The sequence below is a fragment of the Streptococcus australis genome, assembly GCF_040226615.1.
Lineage (GTDB): Bacteria > Bacillota > Bacilli > Lactobacillales > Streptococcaceae > Streptococcus > Streptococcus australis_E.
Genome location: NZ_JBCOAT010000002.1, coordinates 260,257 through 285,004, shown reverse-complemented (window position 1 = coordinate 285,004; position 24,748 = coordinate 260,257). Strand labels below are relative to the sequence as shown.

Sequence of the window (24,748 nt, the reverse complement as noted above, 5' to 3'; positions counted from 1 at the left end):
AGAAGAAAGAATTTACTACTAAAATATAGGGAATCAAAAAAAGGAAAAAATCTGAGTAAGATATGTTGCTAAAATTACTGAAAAAAGATAAGATAGGTAAAGGTAAAAAATCACGGGAAGCTATTTTAGAAAAAGAGCCTGTCCTCTCTAAAAAATAAACTAGACTTCTTATGATTTGCTAATATTACTATGTAGGAAGTTATAGGATGAAACAAACAAGAAAAGCTGTTGAAAAGATTACTAAGTATTCGATTCGAAAATTATCCGTAGGAGTAGGACCGGTTGCTATTGGAGCCTTTTTCTTTGCAACTAGCTTATTAGGAGCGCCATCAGTACAAGCAGATCAACTGACACGAGAAGCGACAGTTCATTTAGGCTATGTTACGGAAAACGAGTTAACACCCGAAGAACAAGCCCAGGTGATTCATGCTATTCCTGAAGAGTATCAAAATGAAGATACCTTTTATCTGGTGTATAGGAAGAAAACAGCTAGCCAGAGTATACTGCCACAAACAGGGACGACCGAATTGGCGATTGCGGGGCTTAGTTTAGCGACTGCATCCTTTGCAGTTCTTTTGCTGTCCAAGAAACATCGTAAAAAAGTAATGGGACTTTTATTAATTGGTTCCATGGGGCAAAGTCTGCTCTTGTCTATCGATGCTGTGGCCTTGCAAAATATTGAATTACGAAGCTACAATCAAACTCTTTCAATTGCAAGCAGTAAAGAATTAGCCAACGGTGTTATTCCGATTGAAGGTTATGACTATGTCGGCTATCTCCGATATTCAGCTAGTCCTAAATTGGATGGGCAAGCGCCTGTCGTGAAAGTTGAGGAAAAGCCGGCAATCTCTGATCTCTATCAACCTACAACGAAAGAGGAGACTCTATCTCAGATTACACCAAAAGAAGGACCTAGTTTCCCTGTAGTGGAAAAGCCAAAAGTTGAAGTATCAACAGAAAGTATTCCATTTGAAACTGTAGAACAACCAGATCCTACTTTGGCCAAAGGTCAAACGACGGTTCTAAGAGCTGGGCAAAATGGGGAACAAACTGTTTTAACGGAAGTGAGTACGGTAAATGGTCAAGAAGTTCGCAAAGTACTTGAAAAAACTGTAACAAAAGAAGCAGTTCCACAAATTATTGCTATTGGAACAAAGGAGGAGATTCAACCAAGTCCTCAACCTGCTCCAGTTGTAACTGCTAAAGGAACGCAGGAAGAAGGCCATTTTGGTGAAGCTCCTGTACAGCCAGAGAACCCAGCTTATACCGGTGTCGTTGAAGCCAAGGGAACGCAAGAGGAAGGTCATTTTGGTGAAGCTCCTGTACAGCCAGAGAATCCAGCCTATACCGGTGTCATCGAAGCCAAGGGAACACAGGAGGAAGGCCATGTTGGCGAAGCTCCTATACAGCCAGAGAACCCCGCCTATACCAGTGTCATCGAAGCCAAGGGAACGCAGGAAGAAGGCCATATCGGTGAAGCCCCAATTCAGCCAGAGAACCCAGCTTACCAAATAACGGAAGGAACAGTTACAGAAACAGAAACGGTGCTCCTTCCGTATGAAACTGAATATGTGCCAGATGCGGACCGCTATACTGATGAAGAAAGTATTCTTCAAAAAGGAGAGGCTGGTAGCCAGGAAATTCGTCGTGTCTATAAAACGGTCAATGGCGAGAAAGTTGGAGAGCCTCTCAGCACGACAACTGAAACGGTAAAAGCTTCTGTAACAGAAAAAATTAGTCGTGGGACCAAGGCGATTGAAGGCCAAACAGAGGAAGTTGCTTTTGAGGAAATTCCATTTAAGACGGTAACCGAACAAGATGCTACCTTGCTAAAAGGAAGAGAAACGGTTTCTCAAGCAGGAAGAAATGGGAAGAAGAAAATCACCAAGGTCTATAAGACCATTAAAGGTGTAAAAACTGCGGATGCTCCAACGGTTTCGGAGGAAGTAGTTGAACAAGCCCAAAATCGGATCATTCAAAAAGGGACCAAAGAACTAGACAAGCCAACCTTGACCTTGACCCAGGTCGACAAGGAAGAATTGAAGCGCAGTGCTAGGGCTTCCTATCATTTAGACAAACCCGAGGGTGTGACCATCAAGTCCATCCAGGCGGTGTTGAAGAAGGGCAATCAAGTGGTGAAAACTTTTGCCCTTTCAGAGTCTGATTTAGCAGCTGCCTTAGTGGATTTAGACTACTACAAGGATTATACGCTTACAACGACCATGATCTATGATCGTGGAAATGGGGATGAAGAAGAGGTTCTCAAAGAAGAACCACTAAGACTTGACCTTAAAAAAGTTGAAGTCAAAAACATCAAGGAAACCAGTCTGATTAGCGTGGATGACCAAGGCCTTGAGACCGATCGTAGCCTCTTGTCCGAAACACCTTCGGATGTGAAACCTTATTACTTAAAGGTTACCACCCATGATAATAAGGTCACAAAACTGGCCGTTGATAAAATCGAAGAAGTCGCAATTGATGGAAAAGCATTATACAAGGTGACTGCTAAAGCACCTGATCTCATCCAACGAGCAGCAGATAAGCAGTTCAGTGAGGACTATGTCCACTACATTGCAAAACCTAAAGCTCATGAAGGAGATGTCTACTACGATTTCAACGAACTTGTAAAAGCTATGCAAGCCAATCCGACTGGTACCTTTAAGCTTGGTAGCAATATGAATGCGGCCAATGTGCCAGCAGTAGGGAAATCCTATGTGACCAATGCTTTCAAGGGGATTTTAGAAAGTACAGATGGGAATAAATATGCCATCCATAACATTACGCGACCATTGTTTGGAAACATCGAAGGTGGTACTGTTAAGAATCTCTTGCTTGATAATGTTAACATTGACATGCCTGGATTTGATCGAGTAGCACCAATCGCAGGTGTCATCAAAAATAATGCGACTGTCGAAAATGTTAAAGTAACAGGAAGTGTTGTTGGAAACAACGATGTAGCTGGTATTATCAATAAAATTGATGGTAGTGGAAAAGTAAGTAATGTTGCCTTTATCGGGAAACTACACGCTGCTGGCAATAAAGGTGGTTATCTAGCAGGTGTTGTTGGCGAGAACTGGAAAGGTATCGTAGAAAAAGCTTACGTTGATGCTGAAATTACTGGGAATAAAGCAAAAGCTGCAGGTTTAGTTTATTCTTCTCAAAATGGTGGGAATAACAATACGTTAGGTAGAGAAGGAGTTCTCAGAAATTCAGTTGCTAAAGGTTCGATCGAACTGAAAGAAGCGGTTCAATCTGGTGGCTTACTGGGGACCAACTGGGCCTTGGGTGCCATTGAAGACAACATCACCATGATGAAAGTCAAAACAGGTGAGATGGTCTTCGGGCATTCAGATATCGATGCTGACGATTACTTCACTTATTCAAGAACCAAGCGCAATTACAGTGTGGAGGACGTGAGTGAAGGGAAGAAGACCTATAACAACTCCCGTAAAATCCCTAGCATTTCCCTTGCAGAAGCTGAACAGAAAATTGAAGCAATGGGGATTACTGCTGATAAATTTGAAAGTACGAAACCTGTTGAAGATAAACTCAATAACCTTGTTAACAAAGACGATCAATACAAGGCAATTGATGGCTACGACGCCGCTCGCGAACTTGCTTACCGCAATATTGCAAAGTTACAGCCTTTCTATAACAAAGAATGGATTGTCGACCAAGGAAACAAATTGGCTACGGGTAGTCCTCTCTTGACCAAGGAAGTCTTGTCTGTAACGGCCATGAAGGGCAATGATTTTGTAACAGAATTGGCTGATGCCGACCACATTCTGATCCATTACTCGGATAAGACAAAAGATATCTTTAGCATTTCACCGAAAGATTCAAAAGTCAAACAAGTGAAAGAGTACAGTGTAGCGGAGCTCGGTGAAGTTGTTTATACACCGAACATGGTTGACAAGGACCGTAGTGATCTCATTAGTGCCATTGTTGAAACATTAAATCCCGTCGAATTACAATCAGACCCTATCTACACACACCTAGGTAGAACAGGACCTAACAAAGTCAATGCTATTAAGAACCTTTATCTTGAAGAATCCTTCAAAGAGGTGAAGGATAATTTGACTCACTTTGTGAAACAGTTGGTTGAAAACCAAGACCATCAATTGAACACGGATGAGGCTGCCAAGCGGGCACTCATCAAGAAAATTGATGATAACAAGGCGGCAGTTCTTTTGGGTCTCTCCTATCTCAACCGTTATTACGGAGTGAAATTTGATGATGTCCATCTCAAGCAACTCATGTTGTTTAAACCAGATTTCTATGGTAAGAATGTTGATGTCTTAGACCGCTTGATTGAAATCGGTTCAAAAGAAGACTATATCAAAGGAACTCGTACACACGATGCTTTCCGAGAAGTAGTAGCTAAACATACTCTTTCCGGTAATCTAAATGACTTCCTGAAATACAACATGGAAGTCTTTACAAGCGATACAGACTTGAATGATTGGTTTATCAAAGCAACCAAAGACAATGTCTATATTGTGGAGCCAAAAACAACAACTCCTGAGTTTGCCGATAAGAAACACAGAGCTTACGAAGGCTTAAATAACGATGTGCATGGCAAGATGATTTTACCACTCTTGAACTTAAAAGATGCCCATATGTTCTTGATTTCAACCTACAATACCATGGCCTACAGTTCCTTCGAGAAATACGGTAAGAACACTGAAGCGGAACGAAATGCCTTCAAGGCGGAAATTGATAAGGTCGCTAAAGGGCAACAAAATTACCTAGATTTCTGGTCACGTCTAGCAACGGATAAGGTTCGCAATCAGCTCTTGAAGAGCAATAATATGGTGCCGACCCCTGTCCTTGATAACCAAAACTATAAGGGCATCAGTACCGATCGTTATGGACATACAGATAGTGGCAAAGATGTTGCTCCAATCCGTGAATTGTACGGGCCTACCGATCGTTACCATGCGACAGACTGGCGGATGGGGGCTGTAGCTCGAATTTACGGAAATCCTTATAAAGATGATTCCGTCTTCTTTATGGTAACGGATATGATCAGTGACTTTGGGGTTTCTGCCTTTACGCACGAAACGACGCACGTCAATGACCGTATGGTGTACTTAGGTGGTTGGAGACACCGCGAAGGAACAGATATTGAAGCCTTTGCCCAAGGAATGCTCCAAACACCATCTGTATCCAATCCAAATGGGGAATACAAAGCCCTAGGTATCAACATGGCCTACGAACGTCCTAACGATGGTAACCAATGGTACAATACCAATCCAAATGACCTCACCTCACGTGAGGAGATTGATCGGTACATGAAAGGTTATAACGATACGCTCATGCTTCTGGATTACCTTGAAGGGGAAGCTGTCCTCAATAAAGGCAGTCAAGACTTGAACAATGCTTGGTTCAAGAAGGTCGATAAACAATACCGAGGAGCGAATACCAAGAATCAATTCGATAAGGTACGTCCTTTGAGTGATGAGGAAAAGGCCATCGCCTTGCATACGGTAGATGACCTCATTAGCAACAACTTTATGACCAATCGTGGTCCTGGAAATGGAGTCTATAACCCATCAGACTTTGGTTCAGCCTATGTGACTGTGCCGATGATGTCAGGTATTTATGGTGGGAACACCAGTGAAGGGGCTCCTGGAGCTATGTCCTTCAAACACAACACCTTCAGAATTTGGGGTTACTATGGCTATGAAAAAGGCTTCCTAGGCTATGCTTCAAACAAGTATAAACAAGAATCCAAACAAGCAGGTCATGCGACTCTAGGGGATGATTTCGTTATTCAGAAGATTTCTGATGGAAGATTCAGTACCCTTGAAGATTGGAAAAAAGCTTACTTCAATGAAGTTGTGACAAGTGCCAAAAATGGACTTCAGGCTATTGACATCGATGGTAAAACGTACACTAGTTATGAAGACTTGAAACGTGCATTTGCTGAAGCGGTTGATAAAGATAAGGCTACCCTAAGTAACGGCTCTGTCAAATTTGACAATACTGTTTCACTGAAGGAAAAAATCTTTAAGAAATTGCTGCAACAAACAGACAGTTTCAAAACCTCTATTTTCAAATAGGAAGAAAATGCTCATCTGCTTAGCAGGTGAGTTTTTCTATTTTTTATAAAATTGGATCTCCAACTGATGAAATAGTATAAATTTGTATGGAGAACAAAAATAGACAATGTGTTTGAAAATGACCAAACTCTTTCGAATGCTAGTGGCAAGAAGTATTTTAAAAGTGGTGACAGAATCATAGTAAAACGTTTTCTTTCTAAGCAAACATTTGACTATTCTATCTTTTAGGAGTAAACTAAAGATGTAAAATTTATAAAAGGAGAATTCATCATGAATTTAACATTTTTAGGTCTTTGTTTAGCCTGTTTTGGTGTGTCACTTGCGGAAGGTTTGATGATGAGCAATCTGTTCAAATCTGCATCACGTCAACCAGAAATTATTGGTCAATTGCGTAGTCTCTTGATTCTTGGTGTTGCCTTTGTCGAAGGTACTTTCTTTGTAACTTTGGCCATGGCCTTCGTTATTAAATAGACAACTCTATTTAGAAAAGGAGGTGTCAAACCTTGGAAGAAAGTGTGAATCCAACCCTAAATATTGGACCAGTATCCTTTGATTTGACCCTACTTGCCATGTCTCTTGTAACTGTTTTGACGGTCTTTGCCTTTGTCTATTGGGCAAGTCGCAAAATGACCCTTCGTCCAAAGGGCAAGCAAAATGCTCTGGAGATGATTTATGATTTTGTTATCGGTTTTACCAAGGGAAACATTGGGGAACATTATATGAAGGATTACTCTTTATTCTTGTTTTCTCTCTTTCTCTTTATCTTGGTAGCCAATAATATTGGCTTGATGGCAAAAATTCAGACAACAAACGGTTATAACTTATGGACTTCCCCAACGGCTAACCTTGGATATGACCTATCTCTTTCATTTTTGATCACCCTGATTGCTCATGTGGAAGGAATTCGTCGCCGAGGCATTAAGGAATACTTGAAGGCTTTTGCAACACCAGGATTTATGACCCCGATGAACCTCCTAGAAGAGGTGACTAATTTTGCATCCTTAGCGATTCGGATCTACGGGAATATTTTTGCTGGTGAAGTCTTAGCATCCTTGTTACTAAGCTTGTCGCAACTGGCCTTTTATTGGTATCTAGCAGCCTTTGTTGGAAGCATGTTATGGACAGCCTTTTCGATTTTCATTTCATGTATCCAAGCTTATGTATTTACCATGTTGTCTTCGATGTACATTGGTAAAAAAATAAACGGTGAGGAAGAGTAAGTAGAGGAGGAGTAGAAGATGGATTTAACTATTGGTACCATTATTGGTGACTTTATTCTGATCGCTGGTTCCTTCCTATTACTAATCTTTTTAGTAAAGAAATATGCTTGGGGCAATATTACCAGTATTTTGGATGCGCGTGCTGAAAAAATTACCAATGATATTGATGAAGCAGAAGCAGCTCGTCAAAAAGCTGAGGAACTAGCAAGTAAACGTGAAGAAGAGTTGGCAGGTAGCCGCAAAGAAGCTGCGTCTATCGTCGAAAATGCAAAGGAAACTGCAGAAAAGAACAAATCTCAGATTCTTTCAGAAGCCACTCAAGAAGCAGTACGTTTGAAAGAAAAAGCGCAACAAGAAATTGCGCATAACAAAGAAGAAGCATTGAACAGTATCAAAGGCGATGTGGCAGATCTCACTGTCAATCTTGCCAGCAAATTGTTGAGCCAACAGCTGGATACTGAAGGTCAACGCCAACTGATCGATCGCTATCTTGATGAATTAGGAGAAGCCTAATGGACAAAAAGCAACTGATGGTGATTGAGAAATATACCCAGCCTTTTGTTCAATTGGTCTTTGAAAAAGGAGAACAAGATCTTGTCTTTGAAAAATTGACCCAAATCAAGGGCATTCTTGAGGAGACTGGACTTGCGAACTTCTTAGCTCATATCGGTGTAGAGGATGAAGAGAAAGCAAAAAGTCTACGGCTTTTTCAACCCTCTGATTCACAATTACTCGACCATTTGATTGAAGTGGTGATTCTCAATCATCGTGAAGCCTTATTTTATGACATTGTAACGGTTTGTTTGGAGCAGATTCAATTACTGAGCAACGCTTTTGTCGTCACAGTTACGACAGTTGCAGGTTTGGATCCCATTCAAGAGCAAAAGCTAGTACCCATTATCGAAAGAAAATTTGGGGTTCAAGTTCGCTCGATCCAACAAAAGATCGATCCAGATTTAATTGGTGGCTTTGTCGTGACAGCCAATCATAAAACGTTGGATACCAGTCTCAAACACCAATTGCAAGTTATAAAATCTAAATTGAAATAGAAAGTGGTGTGAATTTTGGCGATTAACGCACAAGAAATCAGCGCTTTAATTAAGCAACAAATTGAAAATTTCAAGCCAAACTTTGACGTCACTGAGACAGGTGTTGTAACCTACATTGGTGACGGGATTGCTCGCGCTCATGGGCTTGAAAATGCCATGAGTGGTGAGTTGTTGATCTTTGAAAATGGCTCATACGGGATGGCCCAAAACTTAGAAACAACGGATGTCGGGATTATCATCTTGGGTGATTTCACGGATATTCGTGAAGGAGACTCTGTCCGTCGTACAGGTAAAATCATGGAAGTCCCTGCAGGAGATGCCTTGATTGGTCGTGTTGTCAACCCACTTGGCCAACCAGTGGATGGTTTGGGTGAGATTGTGACAGATAAATTCCGTCCAGTTGAAACGCCAGCTCCTGGTGTTATGCAACGGAAATCTGTCTCAGAACCTCTACAAACTGGTTTGAAAGCCATTGATGCCCTTGTTCCAATTGGACGTGGTCAACGGGAATTGATTATCGGGGACCGTCAAACAGGGAAAACCTCGATTGCCATCGATACTATCTTGAACCAAAAGGGGCAAGATATGATCTGTATCTATGTGGCGATCGGTCAAAAAGAATCAACAGTTCGGACGCAAGTAGAAACTCTCCGTAAATACGGAGCTATGGATTATACGATTGTGGTAACTGCTTCGGCTTCTCAACCGTCTCCATTGCTTTATTTGGCACCTTATGCAGGGGTTGCAATGGCCGAAGAGTTCATGTACAATGGCAAACACGTTTTAATCGTCTATGATGATTTGTCTAAGCAAGCCGTTGCTTACCGTGAATTGTCCCTTCTTCTTCGTCGTCCGCCAGGACGGGAAGCCTTCCCAGGGGATGTTTTCTACCTTCACAGCCGTTTATTGGAACGTTCTGCGAAAGTATCGGATGAATTGGGTGGTGGTTCCATTACTGCGCTTCCAATCATTGAGACACAAGCAGGGGATATTTCTGCTTATATCGCGACTAACGTGATTTCGATCACAGATGGCCAAATCTTCTTGCAAGATAGCCTCTTTAACTCAGGAATTCGTCCAGCCATTGACGCAGGATCATCTGTGTCACGGGTTGGTGGATCAGCCCAAATCAAGGCTATGAAGAAGGTTGCGGGGACTCTCCGTATTGACCTTGCTTCCTACCGTGAATTGGAAGCCTTCACCAAGTTTGGTAGTGACTTGGATGCCGCTACTCAAGCTAAGTTGAACCGTGGTCGCCGGACAGTAGAAGTCTTGAAGCAACCAGTCCATGAACCATTAACTGTCGAAAAACAGGTAGTCATCTTGTATGCTTTGACACATGGATTCTTGGATAGTGTACCTGTTGATGATATCCTTCGCTTTGAAGAGGAATTGTTTGCCTTTGTAGAAGTGCATCATCCAGAAATCTTTGAAACCATTCGGACGACCAAAGATCTTCCAAGTGAAGAAACAATGGATGCAGTGATTACTGACTTTGTCAACCAATCAAGTTTCAAATAGAAATAGGAGTGGCAGATGGCAGTTTCTTTAAATGATATCAAAAATAAAATTGCATCGACAAAGAATACTAGTCAAATTACAAATGCTATGCAGATGGTATCTGCTGCCAAACTTGGGAAGTCTGAGCAAGCTGCCAAGGACTTCCAAATTTACGCATCTAAGGTTCGTAAGCTATTGACCGACCTCTTACATGGACATGAGGCTGAGAATTCTAAGTACCGTCCATTTTTAAAGAGTCGGCCTGTCAAAAAGTCTGCTTATATTGTCATCACTTCTGACCGTGGACTAGTGGGAGGATACAACGCCTCTATTCTCAAGTCTGTCATGGAATTGAAGGAAGAATACCATCCAACGGGTGAGGATTTCGAAGTCATCTGTATTGGAAGTATTGGGGCAGATTTCTTTAGAGCAAGAGGCATCCAGCCGGTTTATGAACTACGTGGCCTAGCTGATCAACCAAGCTTTGATGAAGTGCGGAAGATCATTAACAAGACAGTCCAAATGTATCAAAATGAATTGTTTGATGAATTGTATGTCTGTTATAACCACCACGTCAATAGTTTGACCAGTCAATTGCGGGTTGAGCAAATGCTTCCGATCATTGACTTGGACCCCAACGAAGCAGATGAAGATTATATCTTGAATCTGGAGTTGGAATCAGACCGAGATGCGATTTTGGATCAATTGCTTCCACAGTTTGCTGAGAGTATGATTTATGGAGCCATCGTTGATGCCAAAACAGCTGAAAATGCTGCCGGTATGATGGCCATGCAAACAGCAACAGACAATGCCAAGAAGGTAATTGATGAATTGACCATTCAATACAACCGAGCTCGTCAGGCGACCATTACGCAAGAAATTACGGAAATTGTTGCAGGAGCGAGTGCGCTTGAGTAGTTGATTCGATGCACATTTTAACAATACAAAAATAAGCTTGCTTATATGTATGACCAAGCTTAGAAACTTAATAGAATAGGAGAATGACATGAGTTTAGGCAAAATTTCTCAGGTTGTAGGTCCTGTCGTTGACGTAGCTTTTGCTGCGGGCGATAAACTCCCTGAGATTAATAATGCGCTTGTAGTCTATAAAAATGACCAACAAAAATCAAAAGTCGTTCTTGAAGTAGCTCTTGAACTTGGGGATGGTGTCGTTCGCACCATTGCCATGGAATCAACAGATGGCTTGACTCGTGGGATGGAAGTATTGGACACTGGTCGTCCAATCTCTGTGCCTGTCGGAAAAGAAACTCTTGGACGTGTTTTCAACGTCTTGGGAGATACCATTGACTTGGAAGAAGCATTTCCAGAAGATGCTCCTCGTGAATCCATTCATAAAAAAGCTCCATCCTTTGATGAGCTTTCTACTTCAGAAGAAATTCTTGAAACAGGGATCAAGGTCATTGACCTCTTGGCCCCTTACCTGAAAGGTGGGAAGGTCGGCCTCTTCGGTGGTGCCGGAGTTGGGAAGACCGTCTTAATTCAAGAATTGATCCACAACATTGCCCAAGAGCACGGTGGGATCTCCGTCTTTACCGGGGTTGGTGAACGGACCCGTGAGGGGAATGACTTGTACTGGGAAATGAAGGAATCTGGCGTTATCGAAAAAACAGCCATGGTCTTTGGACAAATGAACGAACCACCAGGAGCACGGATGCGTGTAGCCTTGACTGGTTTGACCATTGCGGAATACTTCCGTGATGTGGAAGGTCAAGACGTTCTCTTGTTTATCGATAATATCTTCCGTTTCACCCAAGCCGGATCAGAAGTATCAGCCCTTTTGGGACGGATGCCTTCTGCCGTTGGTTACCAACCGACCTTGGCAACTGAAATGGGTCAATTGCAAGAACGGATTACCTCAACCAAGAAAGGTTCTGTTACATCAATCCAGGCCATCTACGTGCCAGCCGATGACTATACAGACCCTGCTCCAGCAACAGCTTTCGCCCATTTGGACTCTACGACCAACTTGGAGCGTAAATTGGTTCAATTAGGGATTTACCCTGCCGTGGACCCATTGGCATCAAGCTCGCGTGCCCTTTCCCCAGATATCGTTGGAGAAGAGCACTATGCAGTGGCTTCTGAGGTCAAACGCGTCCTTCAACGTTACCACGAATTGCAAGATATCATTGCTATCTTGGGGATGGATGAATTGTCTGATGATGAAAAGACCTTGGTGGCTCGTGCCCGTCGTATTCAATTCTTCTTGTCTCAAAACTTTAACGTGGCGGAACAATTTACTGGTCAACCAGGTTCTTATGTACCAGTTGCAGAAACTGTTCGTGGCTTTAAGGAAATTTTGGATGGGAAATATGACCACTTGCCAGAGGATGCTTTCCGTGGTGTTGGATCGATCGAAGATGTGATCGCCAAAGCTGAAAAAATGGGATTCTAAGAAGAGGTGAAAGATGAGTCAAATGAACGTCCAAATCGTTACACCGGATGGACTGGTTTATGATCATCATGCCGCATTTGTATCTGTCAAGACAATTGATGGTGAATTAGGGATTTTACCTCATCATATCAATACCATTGCGGTTTTGGCTGTAGACCAAGTCAAGGTTCGTCGTGTCGACGATGACAAACATATTGATTGGATTGCAGTCAATGGTGGGATTATCGAAGTAGCGGATAATGTCATTACCATTGTAGCGGATTCAGCTGAACGCGCTCGAGACATTGATATTAGCCGGGCTGAGCGTGCAAAATTGCGTGCGGAAAAGGCCCTTGAAGAAGCCAAAGATCAACATTCTGTTGATATGGAGCGTCGTGCAAAAATTGCCCTTCAACGAGCTATTAACCGGATTAATGTCGGAAATCGATTATAAAAAGTTAAAGAGGCTGGGACAAAAGTCCTAGCCTCTCAATTGTCTTTGGATTGTCGCGCAAGACACAGTGGTTGAGTGGGCTCTACTACGCTGATTTCATCAGCTTTTACAGCCCTACTCAACTGTGCGGAGGTGGGATGACGAAATCGAATTCTAACGAATGACCGATTTCTGTCCCACTCTCTTTTTTGAATCTAAAGAATATAAAGGGAAACTTTTTCTTGTGGTATAATAGAGGTATGATTCAAATGATTTTTACTTTTTGCAGTCACCTATTATTTATTTCTTTTGCCTACCACCTTCTTTCAACGGTGGTTCAGTGGGAGCGTTTTTTAAAGGTAAGTGCTGATACAGCCTTGAAAATTCGTCTTCTTATTCTATTGATCAGCATTAGTTTAGGGTATTTGACGAGTAGCTTCTTTATCAGTATCTATGAATTCAGTCGGCAGTTGTTTAACGGGAACTTTTAGCTTCTTTTTTGATGAATTTATGGTATGATAGTAGTCGTGACTGAATGAAATGGAGTAATAACGAGTATGGATAAAATTATTGTAAACGGTGGTCAAAATCGCCTAGTTGGAACTGTGAAGATTGAAGGAGCAAAGAATGCCGTCCTTCCCCTTTTAGCAGCAACTGTTTTGGCCAGTGAAGGAACAACGACTTTGACCAATGTTCCTGTTTTATCTGATGTCTTTACCATGAATAATGTCGTTCGTGGCTTGAACACTCAAGTGACGTTTGATGAAGAGACCAATACAGTAGTCGTTGATGCAACTCAACCATTAACAGAAGAAGCGCCTTACAAATATGTCAGCAAGATGCGGGCTTCGATTGTCGTATTAGGTCCTGTCTTGGCTCGGAATGGTCATGCCAAAGTTTCCATGCCGGGTGGATGTACCATTGGTAGTCGTCCAATCGATTTGCACTTGAAGGGATTGGAAGCTATGGGGGCGAAGATCACTCAAACTGCGGGCTATATTGAAGCAAAAGCAGATCGTCTTCATGGAGCGCATATCTATATGGATTTCCCATCCGTAGGTGCGACGCAAAACATCATGATGGCAGCAACTTTGGCAGATGGAACTACGGTTATCGAAAATGCAGCCCGCGAACCTGAGATTGTGGACTTAGCCTCTCTTTTGAATAAGATGGGTGCTAAGGTGCGTGGAGCAGGCACAGAAACCTTGACGATTGTTGGGGTGGATCGCTTGCATGGCGCGGTTCACAATGTTGTTCAAGACCGGATTGAGGCAGGTACCTTTATGGTTGGTGCAGCCATGACAGGTGGAGACGTTTTAATCGAGGATGCTATCTGGGAACACAACCGCCCTCTTCTTTCTAAGATGCAAGAAATGGGTGTTGAAGTAACGGAAGAAGAAAATGGTATTCGCATTCGCTCAGATGTCTCTAAATTGAAACCAGTGACGGTAAAAACCTTGCCTTATCCAGGTTTTCCTACAGATATGCAAGCTCAATTTACTGCTTTAATGGCCATGGCCTCTGGTGAATCGACTATGATTGAAACAGTATTTGAAAATCGTTTCCAACACTTGGAAGAGATGCGTCGGATGGGCTTACACTCAGATATTATGAGAGATACAGCCCGCATCCAAGGTGGAGCTAGCTTACAAGGGGCTGAAGTGATGTCGACAGACTTGCGTGCTAGTGCGACCTTGATTTTAATGGGGCTTGTAGCTGAGGGAGAAACCAAAGTTAGCAAGTTAACACACCTTGACCGTGGATATTTTAAATTCCATGAGAAATTGGTGGCTCTTGGAGCAGATGTACGTCGTGTGAAGGAAGATGATGATGAAAACTAAATTAAAAGCAATTGGAAAACAATTGGGAATCGTCCTATTGGTTCTTACTATTTTAGCGATTGTCTTCGCTCTTGGCTTGGTCATTGGATATGGTATCATTGGTAATGGGAAGGATCCTTGGTCTATTCTCTCGCCAGATACATGGAAGGAAATCCTTCAGAAATTTACAGGTAAGTAACTATTTATCAAAAGAGGAGCTTGAGATCGTGATCCCAGGCTCTTTCCAATTCAGTAGAAATAGAGGAAACCATTGTGGCAAACAATCAAAAGAAACCACTTAAAATGAAAAAATCGGGACAAACCTTACTAGGCTTGGTGGTGGCTGCAGCTCTCTCGATCGGCGGGTATTATTTTAGTCAACCCCAGCCAGTCGCTAGTCACTCTCAAGTTCAAACGGTTGTCACTTCGAGTCAACAAGCAACACCGAGTAAGGAACTAGCGGAGAGTGTTCTGACGGATGGTGTTCGTACGAAACTAGGAAAGAACATTCAATGGAACGAAGCGGGCGCTTTCATTATTAACCAGAACAAAACCAATCTGGATGCAGATGTTGCGAGTCTCCCTTATGCAGATACGAAGACAAAGACTGTAAAAGGACGAGAAATTCCCACAGTTGCCAACGCTTTGATGACCAAGGCGACTCGTCAATACCAAAAGAGAGAGCAGACAGATGTAGATTGGACGCCAGCTGGCTGGCACCAAGTAACCAATTTAGCTGGGGAATACGACCATGCGGTTGACCGGGGTCATCTCCTCGGATATGCCTTGATAGGCAAGCTTGATGGTTTTGATGCCTCAACGAGCAATCCAAAAAATATAGCGGTTCAAACAGCTTGGGCGAATCAAGCGCGTGATAGTTTTTCGACAGGACAAAATTATTATGAGACCCTTGTTCGGAAGGCCTTAGACAATAATAAGCGGGTTCGTTATCGGGTGACTCTCCACTATGCATCGGATGATGATTTGGTACCAGTCGGCAGTCAAATTGAAGCAAAATCTAGTGATGGTAGTCTAGAGTTTAATGTTTTTGTTCCAAATGTTCAGAGTGGGATTAGTTTGGATTATCGTACGGGAAAAGTAACAGTGCATCGTTAAGCTAAACGGAAAAGAAGAAGCAAGATAAGAAGGATTCGGTTGGCTTTGTAGTCAACTGAATCTTTTTCTATTCATGACTGCAATCTTTAGTTTATTTTAAGAAAACTAAGGTATACTATTCTCTTCTAGACCTAAACAGAGGTCTTCCCAAGGAAAGGAGGAGCTTGTGAGAACTATTATAGCCATGATTCGTTTTCTAATACGGGCCATTTGGAGTCTTATTTGGGGCTTGTTTTGGACCCTAGCTCTCAGTTTTGCCCTAGTAGTTGGTGTTCTGTTCTTTAGTGGCAAAACCGGTAGCGGGATAGACGGCGTCAGTCGTGCGGCCCAAACGGTTGTCACGCAGGTGGATGCTTACTTTCATCGAACTGGTCCTATGCTAAGTCAAGGGAGCCCATCTGCTCAAGAAGGCCTAGCAACTGATGGCCATACCTCTACAGGAGCAAGGTGGGATCAGGCAACTGCAAAAGTTTATCTAGATCCTGAAATGGATGAGACCTTTACCCGTGCCTATGAGGAAGCTCTTGAGTCTTGGAATCAGACAGGAGCCTTCACTTTCCAACTTGTCACCAGTGAAGAAGAGGCCGATATCCTCTTGACAGAGATGGATGATAGCACGGTTTCTGCAGCGGGTGAGGCCGAATCTCAGACCAATGTTTTAACCAATCGTTTCAAAAGGGTGACCGTTCGCTTGAATCGCCATTACCTACTTAATAAGCAGTACAACTATTCCCATCAGCGGATTGTAAACACAGCTGAGCATGAACTAGGCCATGCGATCGGTTTGGACCATACTGAGGAAGAGTCCGTCATGCAGGCAACTGGTTCCTTTTATAACATCCAAGAGAGGGATATTGAGGCTGTTCGTCAACTATACAAGGAGTAAGAATAATCAAACGCATACTGTATGTGATTCGAACCTTTCCAGAACAAGTGGTACTCTTTGTGTTTAACTCTGGAATCTTTCTATGGCTATCCCAAAAAGGGCAAGCAATTTCCCATGAATTAGGCATTCAACAGGCTTGGGAAAACTATGCTCCTGAGGGAGTCCGTCAATTTTTCGGAGACAATAAGGAAGCCGTCCAAGCTTTCTTCTCGCATTCGGCCATCACTTGGCTGATTGGCTCCATGATGATCCTACTTGTGATTCGCTTTGTAAAGGGAGTCATCAAATGGGGCTTGCTTTTGCTGGTGATTGGCATCGGGCTTTTCCTCGCCTATCAGTACAGCCAAATGGCCTCCAATATCTCAGCTATTTAAAAAGTTAGGACAGGTCAAGCGCATCTAGCGTTTGGCCTTTTCTTCAATTGTCAATTTGTCAAAAGTAAGGTACAATGAAACTATGATTATTTTACAAGCCAACAAAATTGAACGCTCTTTTGCAGGGGAGGTTCTTTTTGATAATATCAGCCTGCAAGTGGATGAACGGGACCGGATTGCCCTGGTCGGAAAGAACGGAGCCGGCAAGTCTACGCTCTTAAAAATCTTGGTGGGAGAAGAAGAACCAACTTCAGGAGAAATCAATAAAAAGCGGGATCTTTCTCTCTCCTATCTGGCCCAGGATAGTCGCTTTGAGTCGTCCAATACCATCTACGATGAGATGCTCCATGTCTTTGACGATCTCAGAAAGACCGAGAAAACCTTGCGTCAAATGGAGCTTGCGATGGGAGAAAAAACTGGGGCTGACTTAGAAAAGCTCATGCAGGACTATGACCGACTATCGGAAGAATTCCGTCAGGCAGGTGGTTTTACCTATGAGGCAGATATCCGTGCGATACTCAACGGCTTCAAGTTCGATGAGTCCATGTGGCAGATGAAGATTGAAGAGCTGTCTGGTGGGCAAAATACCCGTCTAGCTCTGGCCAAGATGCTTCTAGAAAAACCAAATCTTTTGGTATTGGACGAGCCGACCAACCACTTGGATATTGAGACCATCGCCTGGTTGGAAAACTATCTGGTCAATTATAGCGGAGCCCTTCTCATTGTCAGCCACGACCGGTATTTCCTAGATAAGGTCGCAACTATTACTCTGGACTTGACCAAGCATTCCTTGGATCGCTATGTCGGTAATTACTCCAGTTTTGTGGAGCAAAAAGAACAAAAATTGCTGACCGAAGCCAAGAACTATGAGAAACAGCAAAAAGAAATTGCTGCTCTGGAAGACTTTGTTAATCGCAATTTGGTGCGGGCGTCGACTACCAAGCGGGCCCAGTCTCGGCGCAAACAGTTGGAAAAAATGGAGCGCCTAGACAAACCTGAAGCTGGAAGCAAGTCCGCTCATATGACCTTCCATGCCGATAAGACATCGGGCAATGTCGTCCTGACAGTAGAAGAGGCAGCCGTCGGCTATGACGATCAAATCCTGTCAGAGCCCATTAATTTGGATATCCGCAAGATTAATGCAGTCGCTATTGTGGGACCAAATGGGATCGGAAAATCAACCTTAATCAAGTCCATCGTTGGGCAGATTCCTTTTATCAAGGGTGAAGCTCGTTTTGGGGCCAATGTCGAGGTGGGCTACTATGACCAGACCCAAAGTAAACTAACGCCTCACAACAGTGTCTTGGATGAGCTCTGGAATGACTTTAAACTGACACCAGAAGTGGAAATCCGCAATCGCCTGGGAGCCTTTCTTTTCTCTGGGGATGATGTCAAGAAAACCGTTGGCATGCTGTCAGGTGGAGAGCGGGCGCGCCTGCTCTTGGCCAAGCTGTCCATGGAGAATAACAACTTCTTGATTCTCGATGAGCCGACCAACCACTTGGACATCGATAGCAAGGAAGTACTTGAAAATGCCTTGATTGATTTTGATGGGACCCTGCTCTTTGTCAGCCACGACCGCTACTTTATCAATCGGGTAGCGACCCAAGTCTTAGAACTCTCAGAAGAGGGCTCGACCCTTTATCTGGGAGACTATGATTATTATTTGGAGAAGAAAGCAGAGTTAGAAGCCCTTGCTGCAGCGCAAGCAGAATCTGATCCTGTTTCTTCGACCGAAGAAGTCACCAGCGATGATTATCACTTGCAAAAGCAAAACCAAAAGGAACTCCGCAAAATCATCCGCCGCATTGAACAATTGGAAGCAGAGATGGAAGATCTGGATCAGAAAATCCAAGCCATCACTGAAACTATGCATAGCACCAATGGTGCAGAAGACTTGGTCCAACTGCAAAGCGAGCTGGACCAACTGACTGTTCAGCAGGAAGCAGTGATGGAAGAGTGGGCAGAACTGTCAGAGCAGGTGGAATAAATGGAAGATCTTGGAAAAGTTTTTCGTGAATTTCGAATCAGTAAAAATTATTCGTTGAAAGAAGCAGCAGGAGAAGCTTGCTCGACCTCCCAGTTATCCCGTTTTGAATTGGGGGAGTCGGATCTGGCTGCTTCGCGCTTCTTTGACATTTTGGACAATATCCATGTGACGATTGAGAATTTTATGGATAAGGCTAGGAATTTTCAACACCATGAGCATGTGGCCTTGATGGCTCAGATTATTCCGCTTTACTATGCAAATGATATTGCTGGTTTTCAAAGGCTTCAAAGAGAACAACTGGAAAAGGCTAAACGTTCAACCAATCCCCTTTATTTTGAATTGAACTGGATTTTGTTACAAGGGCTGATTTGCCAGAGAGATGCCAGCTACACGATGAAGCAAAGTGATCTGGAAAAGGTGGCGGATTATCTCTTTCAGACAGAAGAATGGACCATGTATGAGTTGATCCTCTTTGGCAATCTCTATAGCTTTTATGATGTGGATTATGTCACTCGGCTTGGTAGAGAAGTGATGGAGCGGGAAGATTTCTACAAGGAAATTGGTCGCCATCGAAAACTAGTCTTGATTCTAGCTCTGAATTGTTACCAGCATTGTTTAGAACACCGTTCTTTCGAAAATGCCAGCTATTTTGAAGCCTATGTGGAAAAGATTATCGGGAAGAGCATCAAACTCTACGAGCGCAATGTCTTTCATTACCTCAAGGGATTTGCCCTCTATCAGAAGGGGCAAACAGAAGAAGGGAGTCAGCAAATGCAAGAGGCTATGCATATTTTTGATGTGCTAGGTCTTCCAGAGCAGGTAGCTTACTATCAAGAACACTTTGATAAATTTGTAATAGATGAATGTTCCTAAATAGGAGAGAGATAAAGGAGATTTTATGAACCGACATGCGGTCCAATTAATTGGTCGTGGAGCGATTACCAAAATTGGAAATATGCTCTATGATTATGGGAATAGTGTCTGGCTGGCCTCAATGGGGACTATAGGAAAGACGGTATTAGGAATCTATCAGATTTCTGAGTTAGTGACAGGGATCCTCGTGAATCCTTTTGGAGGGGTGATTTCAGACCGTTTTTCTCGTCGCAAGATTTTGATGACGACCGACTTGGTTTGTGGCCTCCTTTGTATGGCGATTTCTTTTATCAGAAATGATCGTTGGATGATTGCGGCCCTGGTTGTTGCCAATATTGTTCAGGCCATTGCCTTTGGTTTTTCTCGACCTGCCAATAAAGCTATTATCACAGAGGTTGTTGAGAAAGATGAGATTGTGACCTATAATGCTCACCTGGAGTTGGTCTTACAGGTTGTTAGTGTCAGTTCACCTGTTTTTTCTTTCCTAATTCTACAATTTGCCAGTCTTCATGCGACCCTCTTACTAGATGCCCTGACCTTTTTCATTGCCTTTGTCCTAGTGGCTTTCCTTCCGAAAGAAGAAGCTAAGGTTCAAGAGAGGAAACAGTTTACCGGGAAAGATATTTTTTCGGATATGAAAGATGGACTAAACTATATCTGGCATCAGAAAGACATTTTCTTTCTCTTATTGGTGGCTTCTAGCGTCAATTTCTTTTTTGCAGCTTTTGAATTTTTACTCCCATTTTCCAATCGACTATACGGCTTCAAAGGAGCTTATGCAACCATCTTAACATTGGGAGCTATTGGATCTATTCTAGGAGCACTTGTTGCCAATAAAATGACATCAAGTATGAAAATTCTCCTGTTTTTACTGATCATGGCAGGGGTCGGAGTGTTCATAATGGGCTTGCCCCTTCCGCCTTATCTTTCATTTTCAGGAAATATGATCTGTGAATTTTTTGTGACCATTTTCGACATCCACGTTTTTACACAAGTACAAACCAAGGTGGAAGATGATTATCTGGGGAGAGTCTTGAGCACGATTTATACTTTGGCTGTTCTATTTATGCCCATCGCCAAGGGTTTGATGACTTGGTTGCCAAGCGTCCGCATGGAATCATTTCTTCTGATTGGAGCTGGAGTTATTCTCTTTTCACTCTTGGCTCAGCTAGTAGCTATGCAGCTTCAATCAAAAGAACAGTAGATATCCTTTTATAAAGTTGTAATTTATTATTTTTCCCAAATAAGGGACAAAATGAAAACCTCTTTCATGAACTGATACAATAGTTTCAGAAAATGAAGGAGGTTTTTTTATGAATCGACATGCAGTCCAATTAATTGCTCGTGGGGCGATCAATAGAATGGGAAATATGCTCTATGATTATGGGAACAGTGTCTGGCTGGCCTCGATGGGGACGGTGGGAAAGACGGTATTGGGGATTTATCAAATTTCTGAACTTGTCACCTCCATTCTAGTCAATCCATTTGGTGGCGTGATCTCAGACCGTTTTTCCCGTCGCAAGATTTTGATGACGACCGACTTGGTGTGTGGTCTCCTTTGTTTGGCGATTTCTTTTATCAGGAACGATCGTTGGATGATTGCAGGCCTGATTGTTGCTAATATTGTTCAGGCCATTGCCTTTGCATTTTCTCGTACGGCCAACAAAGCCATTATCACTGAGGTCGTAGAGAAGGACGAGATTGTGACCTATAATGCCCGCCTGGAGTTGGTCTTACAGGTTGTCGGTGTTAGCTCACCTGTGTTCTCTTTCCTTGTTTTACAATTTGCCAGTCTCCATGCGACCCTCTTACTGGATGCACTGACCTTTTTTATCGCCTTTGTCCTAGTGGCATTCCTTCCGAAAGAAGAAGCCAAAGTTCAAGAAAAGAAACGGTTCACGGGAAAAGATATTTTTTCGGATATCAGGGATGGATTGCACTATATCTGGCATCAGAAAGAAATTTTCTTTCTCTTGTTAGTGGCTTCCAGCGTCAATTTCTTTTTTGCAGCTTTTGAGTTTTTACTTCCCTTTTCGAACCGACTCTACGGGGTCAAGGGCGCTTATGCGACTATCTTAACCTTGGGCGCTATCGGTTCCATCATTGGAGCCTTGATTGCTAATAAATTTAAATCAAGTATGGAGATGCTTCTCTTTTTATTGATCTTAACAGGAGTAGGAGTATTCATGATGGGCTTGCCTCTTCCTCCTCTTCTTTCCTTTTCTGGAAATTTAGTCTGCGAACTCTTTATGACGATTTTTAATATCCACTTTTTTACCCAAGTGCAAACCAAGGTAGAAGGAGACTACCTGGGCAGGGTCTTAAGCACCATTTTTACCCTAGCCATTTTCTTTATGCCTGTGGCTAAAGGCTTGATGACCTGGTTACCAAGTGTCCGAGTTGAATCCTTTCTCCTGATTGGAGCTGGCGTCATCCTCTTTTCACTCCTAGCACAAGTAGTCGCCAAGAAATTGCAAGCAAAAGAGGGTAAATCAGCATGAAAAAAGCACCGATCGGTGCTTTTTTAGTTGTTATCTTTTTCTTCTGCTTTAACTTCTTTCTTTGCTTCTTCCAGTTGCTTTTGAGTGCTCTTGAGTTCTTTTTTTAGGGAGAAGCCCTTTGAAAAATTAATCAAGTTCATGACGAATGCACCTAAGAGGACACAGAGCAAGATCAGAATGATCAAGGGTAATTTAAATTGGACCAAGAGGAAATTTACGGTGACCGTTTGCATGTTTGCAAGGGAAATACCAGCAATCAATAAAATTAAAAGTAATAAAGCAATGTAGTGTAGATTATTTTTGTTCATCATTATCTCCTTATTGTTCAGCAGGGGCCTTGCTTTTCACATCAGCGTACTCTTCCGGCTGCTCTAGGCTTAGAATCTCCTCATAAGCCGGTAGGGAAAGGTCCTTGCCATATTTATTTTTTAAAGCAGTGCTCACTAGGCGATAGGCCAAATTGGCATTTCGGGACAAGATAGGACCGTGGAAGTAGCTGCCAAAGACGTTCTTGTAATGAACCCCTTCGCACCCATCTTCTTTGTTGTTCCCATTTCCATAGACGACCTTGCCCAGTGGTTTTTCATCCTCTGCTAAGAAGGTTCGACCTTGGTGGTTTTCAAAACCATAATAGGTTTCGTTAAATTCTTCATTATGGATTTTGATATCACCGATATAGCGGTTGTTGACTTGGTTGAGCGTATAGTGGCCCATAATGCCAAGTCCTTCAATGCGTTTGCCAGAAGCTTCAATGTAGTATTGGCCTAGAAGCTGAAAGCCACCACAGATAGCAAGGACCACGCCATCGTCCTGAATGAAGCGTTCGAGGTCTTCTTTTTTATCTGGTAGGTCTTCAGATACAATGGTCTGCTCGTAGTCTTGCCCGCCGCCGAAAAAGGCAATATCGTAGGCATCAGGATCAAACCGGTCTTTGAGAGAGACGATATCAACAGTGACATGGGCTCCAAGCTTTTCCGCAACGTACTTGAGCATGAGGATATTCCCATTGTCCCCATAAGTATTCATTAAGTTTCCATAGAGATGGGCAATGCGCAGGCTGTAGGGATACTGTGCCTGATCAGAAGATTCCAGGGAAGTATAAGTCATTAGTGCATCTCCTTTTCAATCAGGTGTTCTTGGGCCAAGAGTTCACGGAATTCTAGCATGGCTGTATAGGTAGCTAAAATGTAAGCGTGAGGGGTTTCCTGTTGCTTGATGCGTTGGAAGACCTCTTTTAAATCAGCCATTTCTGTGATCTTTTCAGCAGGATAGCCAGTGACCCGAAGTCGTCGAGCAATCTCAGAGTGCCGCACCCCACCAGCATTGATTTCTGGAATGTCCATCTGGGTGATTTGCTCAAAGTCGGCATCCCAAATCCAGCTCGTATCGATTCCATCTGCATAGTTGGCGTTGAGAAGAACAGACAAGCTGAAGGGATATGGCGCTAGTTTGATCATTTCAATAGCCTGAGTAGCTCCAACTGGATTCTTAATCAGGACCAAGGTACATTCCTTATCCCCAATCTTAAAGGTTTCCTGGCGACCAAAGACAGCCTTACTCTTGTCGAAACCACGCTTAATGACGTCTGGGCTTACTTCAAAATAATGGGCAACAGCAACTGCAGCGAGGGCATTATAAATATTATAGAGGCCCCCGATATTGATGTGGTAGTTTGTGCTGTTGATCTTAAAGTGAGAAGAAGTATTGGTCAGCTCAGTCAATTCATTAACTGCCACAGTCAATGGAGGACGATGGAAGCCACAGCTTTCACAAATGTAATCTCCCAGATTGGCATAGGTGTTTAATTGGTAAGTTAAAATACCGTGACACTCTGGACAAACGATTCCTTCCGTATTGTAATGAGCTAGCTGCGGAGCAGTTTTTTCCGTGTCAAAGCCAAAATATTGAACGGGATTTGGTAGGGGAAGGGTATGGAAAAGAGGGCTATCTCCATTCATCAAAACAGTCGCTTGAGGCGCTTTTTTAATCCCGTCTAAAATCATCCGATAAGTCGTGTAGATTTCCCCATAGCGGTCCATTTGATCCCGGAAAATATTGGTGATTACAAACAAGGTCGGAGTGATATAGTCACAAATTCGAGCCAGGCTGGCTTCATCGATTTCAAGAACAGCGATAGGACGACCGGAAGAACCTTTTGCGTTCAAGAAAGTGGTCGTAATCCCTGAAATCATATTGGCCCCACTAGGATTGGTCACGATAGGTCCGAAAGCCTCCTGAAGAATGCCAACAGTGAGAGCCGTTGTTAGTGTTTTCCCATTCGTACCAGTGATAACCACAATTTCGTAGTTCTGGGCCAGGTATTGTAAAATGTCTTTATCAATTTGGAGGGCAATTTTTCCAGGAAGGGTAGAGCCACGACCAAGCAAACGCAAGAGGTGACTACTCGTTTTTCCGGCAATAAGCCCTATACTAGTCTTAATCTTCATAATTCATATTTTATCACAAAAACCAACAGAAGGTTACAGAAAAATCTGTTGAAACATGATATAATGATGTTGAGTAGTTTGA

22 protein-coding genes are annotated in these 24,748 nt (G+C 42.9%); 19 read left to right on the top strand and 3 right to left on the bottom strand.

The features are described 5' to 3' along the window. Positions 1-206: 206 nt before the first annotated feature. The 19 genes from ABT997_RS03790 (at position 207) to ABT997_RS03700 (ending at position 22,219) form a co-directional block, all read left to right on the top strand. Complete coding sequence (locus tag ABT997_RS03790) at positions 207-6,065, top strand: ZmpA/ZmpB/ZmpC family metallo-endopeptidase (protein WP_350018773.1); 5,859 nt, start codon at positions 207-209, stop codon at positions 6,063-6,065. A 270-nt stretch (positions 6,066-6,335) separates the two neighbouring features. Next, complete coding sequence (locus tag ABT997_RS03785) at positions 6,336-6,536, top strand: F0F1 ATP synthase subunit C (protein WP_023022742.1); 201 nt, start codon at positions 6,336-6,338, stop codon at positions 6,534-6,536. A 32-nt stretch (positions 6,537-6,568) separates the two neighbouring features. Then, positions 6,569-7,285: a F0F1 ATP synthase subunit A gene (atpB, locus tag ABT997_RS03780; RefSeq protein WP_031573421.1), complete on the top strand. Its 717-nt coding sequence runs from the start codon at positions 6,569-6,571 to the stop codon at positions 7,283-7,285. Between the two features lie 18 nt (positions 7,286-7,303). Beyond that, a complete protein-coding gene (atpF, locus tag ABT997_RS03775) occupies positions 7,304-7,798 on the top strand; it encodes a F0F1 ATP synthase subunit B (protein ID WP_023022744.1) in 495 nt (164 codons plus the stop codon). Then, complete coding sequence (locus tag ABT997_RS03770; protein WP_023022745.1) at positions 7,798-8,334, top strand: F0F1 ATP synthase subunit delta; 537 nt, start codon at positions 7,798-7,800, stop codon at positions 8,332-8,334. Before atpF ends, ABT997_RS03770 begins: the two co-directional genes overlap by 1 nt. A gap of 15 nt (positions 8,335-8,349) precedes the next feature. Continuing rightward, on the top strand, positions 8,350-9,855 hold the full coding sequence (atpA, locus tag ABT997_RS03765) for a F0F1 ATP synthase subunit alpha (RefSeq protein ID WP_350018772.1): 1,506 nt from the start codon (positions 8,350-8,352) through the stop codon (positions 9,853-9,855). Positions 9,856-9,870: 15 nt separating this feature from the next. Next, positions 9,871-10,752 (top strand): F0F1 ATP synthase subunit gamma, encoded by an 882-nt coding sequence (locus ABT997_RS03760; protein WP_324737801.1) that lies wholly within the window; start codon positions 9,871-9,873, stop codon positions 10,750-10,752. 88 nt (positions 10,753-10,840) lie between these two features. Further along, on the top strand, positions 10,841-12,247 hold the full coding sequence (gene atpD / locus ABT997_RS03755) for a F0F1 ATP synthase subunit beta (RefSeq protein ID WP_125374267.1): 1,407 nt from the start codon (positions 10,841-10,843) through the stop codon (positions 12,245-12,247). Positions 12,248-12,260: 13 nt separating this feature from the next. After that, entirely contained in the window at positions 12,261-12,680 is a 420-nt protein-coding gene (locus tag ABT997_RS03750) for a F0F1 ATP synthase subunit epsilon (RefSeq protein ID WP_120702141.1), read from the top strand. Positions 12,681-12,919: 239 nt separating this feature from the next. Next, on the top strand, positions 12,920-13,150 hold the full coding sequence (locus ABT997_RS03745; protein ID WP_023022750.1) for a DUF1146 family protein: 231 nt from the start codon (positions 12,920-12,922) through the stop codon (positions 13,148-13,150). Positions 13,151-13,216: 66 nt separating this feature from the next. After that, positions 13,217-14,500 (top strand): UDP-N-acetylglucosamine 1-carboxyvinyltransferase, encoded by a 1,284-nt coding sequence (murA, locus tag ABT997_RS03740; RefSeq protein WP_023026629.1) that lies wholly within the window; start codon positions 13,217-13,219, stop codon positions 14,498-14,500. Next, positions 14,490-14,678, top strand: a complete 189-nt coding sequence (locus ABT997_RS03735; protein ID WP_023022752.1) for a DNA-directed RNA polymerase subunit beta — start codon at positions 14,490-14,492, stop codon at positions 14,676-14,678. The genes murA and ABT997_RS03735 overlap by 11 nt, the downstream gene beginning before the upstream one ends. Before the next feature lie 104 nt (positions 14,679-14,782). Beyond that, positions 14,783-15,595 carry a DNA/RNA non-specific endonuclease gene (locus tag ABT997_RS03730; protein WP_195348199.1) on the top strand — a complete coding sequence of 271 codons (813 nt, stop codon included), beginning with the start codon at positions 14,783-14,785 and terminating at the stop codon, positions 15,593-15,595. A 166-nt stretch (positions 15,596-15,761) separates the two neighbouring features. Then, positions 15,762-16,481, top strand: coding sequence for a matrixin family metalloprotease (locus tag ABT997_RS03725; protein WP_350018771.1), 720 nt, complete (start codon positions 15,762-15,764; stop codon positions 16,479-16,481). Positions 16,482-16,483: 2 nt separating this feature from the next. Then, positions 16,484-16,855, top strand: coding sequence for a hypothetical protein (locus tag ABT997_RS03720; RefSeq protein WP_287517096.1), 372 nt, complete (start codon positions 16,484-16,486; stop codon positions 16,853-16,855). A gap of 82 nt (positions 16,856-16,937) precedes the next feature. Continuing rightward, positions 16,938-18,845 (top strand): ABC-F family ATP-binding cassette domain-containing protein, encoded by a 1,908-nt coding sequence (locus tag ABT997_RS03715; RefSeq protein ID WP_350018770.1) that lies wholly within the window; start codon positions 16,938-16,940, stop codon positions 18,843-18,845. Beyond that, positions 18,846-19,718 carry an XRE/MutR family transcriptional regulator gene (locus tag ABT997_RS03710; protein ID WP_350018769.1) on the top strand — a complete coding sequence of 291 codons (873 nt, stop codon included), beginning with the start codon at positions 18,846-18,848 and terminating at the stop codon, positions 19,716-19,718. It abuts the gene before it with no gap. 25 nt (positions 19,719-19,743) lie between these two features. Continuing rightward, positions 19,744-20,922, top strand: coding sequence for an MFS transporter (locus ABT997_RS03705; RefSeq protein ID WP_350018768.1), 1,179 nt, complete (start codon positions 19,744-19,746; stop codon positions 20,920-20,922). A gap of 109 nt (positions 20,923-21,031) precedes the next feature. Continuing rightward, positions 21,032-22,219 carry an MFS transporter gene (locus ABT997_RS03700; protein ID WP_350018767.1) on the top strand — a complete coding sequence of 396 codons (1,188 nt, stop codon included), beginning with the start codon at positions 21,032-21,034 and terminating at the stop codon, positions 22,217-22,219. 23 nt (positions 22,220-22,242) lie between these two features. Here the strand turns inward: ABT997_RS03700 and ABT997_RS03695 are convergent, their stop codons facing one another. Genes ABT997_RS03695 through murT form a run of 3 tightly spaced genes read right to left on the bottom strand, consistent with a single transcriptional unit; the run spans position 22,243 to position 24,666 of the window. Continuing rightward, positions 22,243-22,527 carry a LapA family protein gene (locus tag ABT997_RS03695; RefSeq protein ID WP_009732566.1) on the bottom strand — a complete coding sequence of 95 codons (285 nt, stop codon included), beginning with the start codon at positions 22,525-22,527 and terminating at the stop codon, positions 22,243-22,245. A 10-nt stretch (positions 22,528-22,537) separates the two neighbouring features. Beyond that, on the bottom strand, positions 22,538-23,326 hold the full coding sequence (gatD, locus tag ABT997_RS03690; protein ID WP_350018766.1) for a lipid II isoglutaminyl synthase subunit GatD: 789 nt from the start codon (positions 23,324-23,326) through the stop codon (positions 22,538-22,540). Further along, complete coding sequence (gene murT, locus ABT997_RS03685) at positions 23,326-24,666, bottom strand: lipid II isoglutaminyl synthase subunit MurT (RefSeq protein ID WP_350018765.1); 1,341 nt, start codon at positions 24,664-24,666, stop codon at positions 23,326-23,328. The genes gatD and murT overlap by 1 nt, the downstream gene beginning before the upstream one ends. Positions 24,667-24,748: the final 82 nt, after the last annotated feature.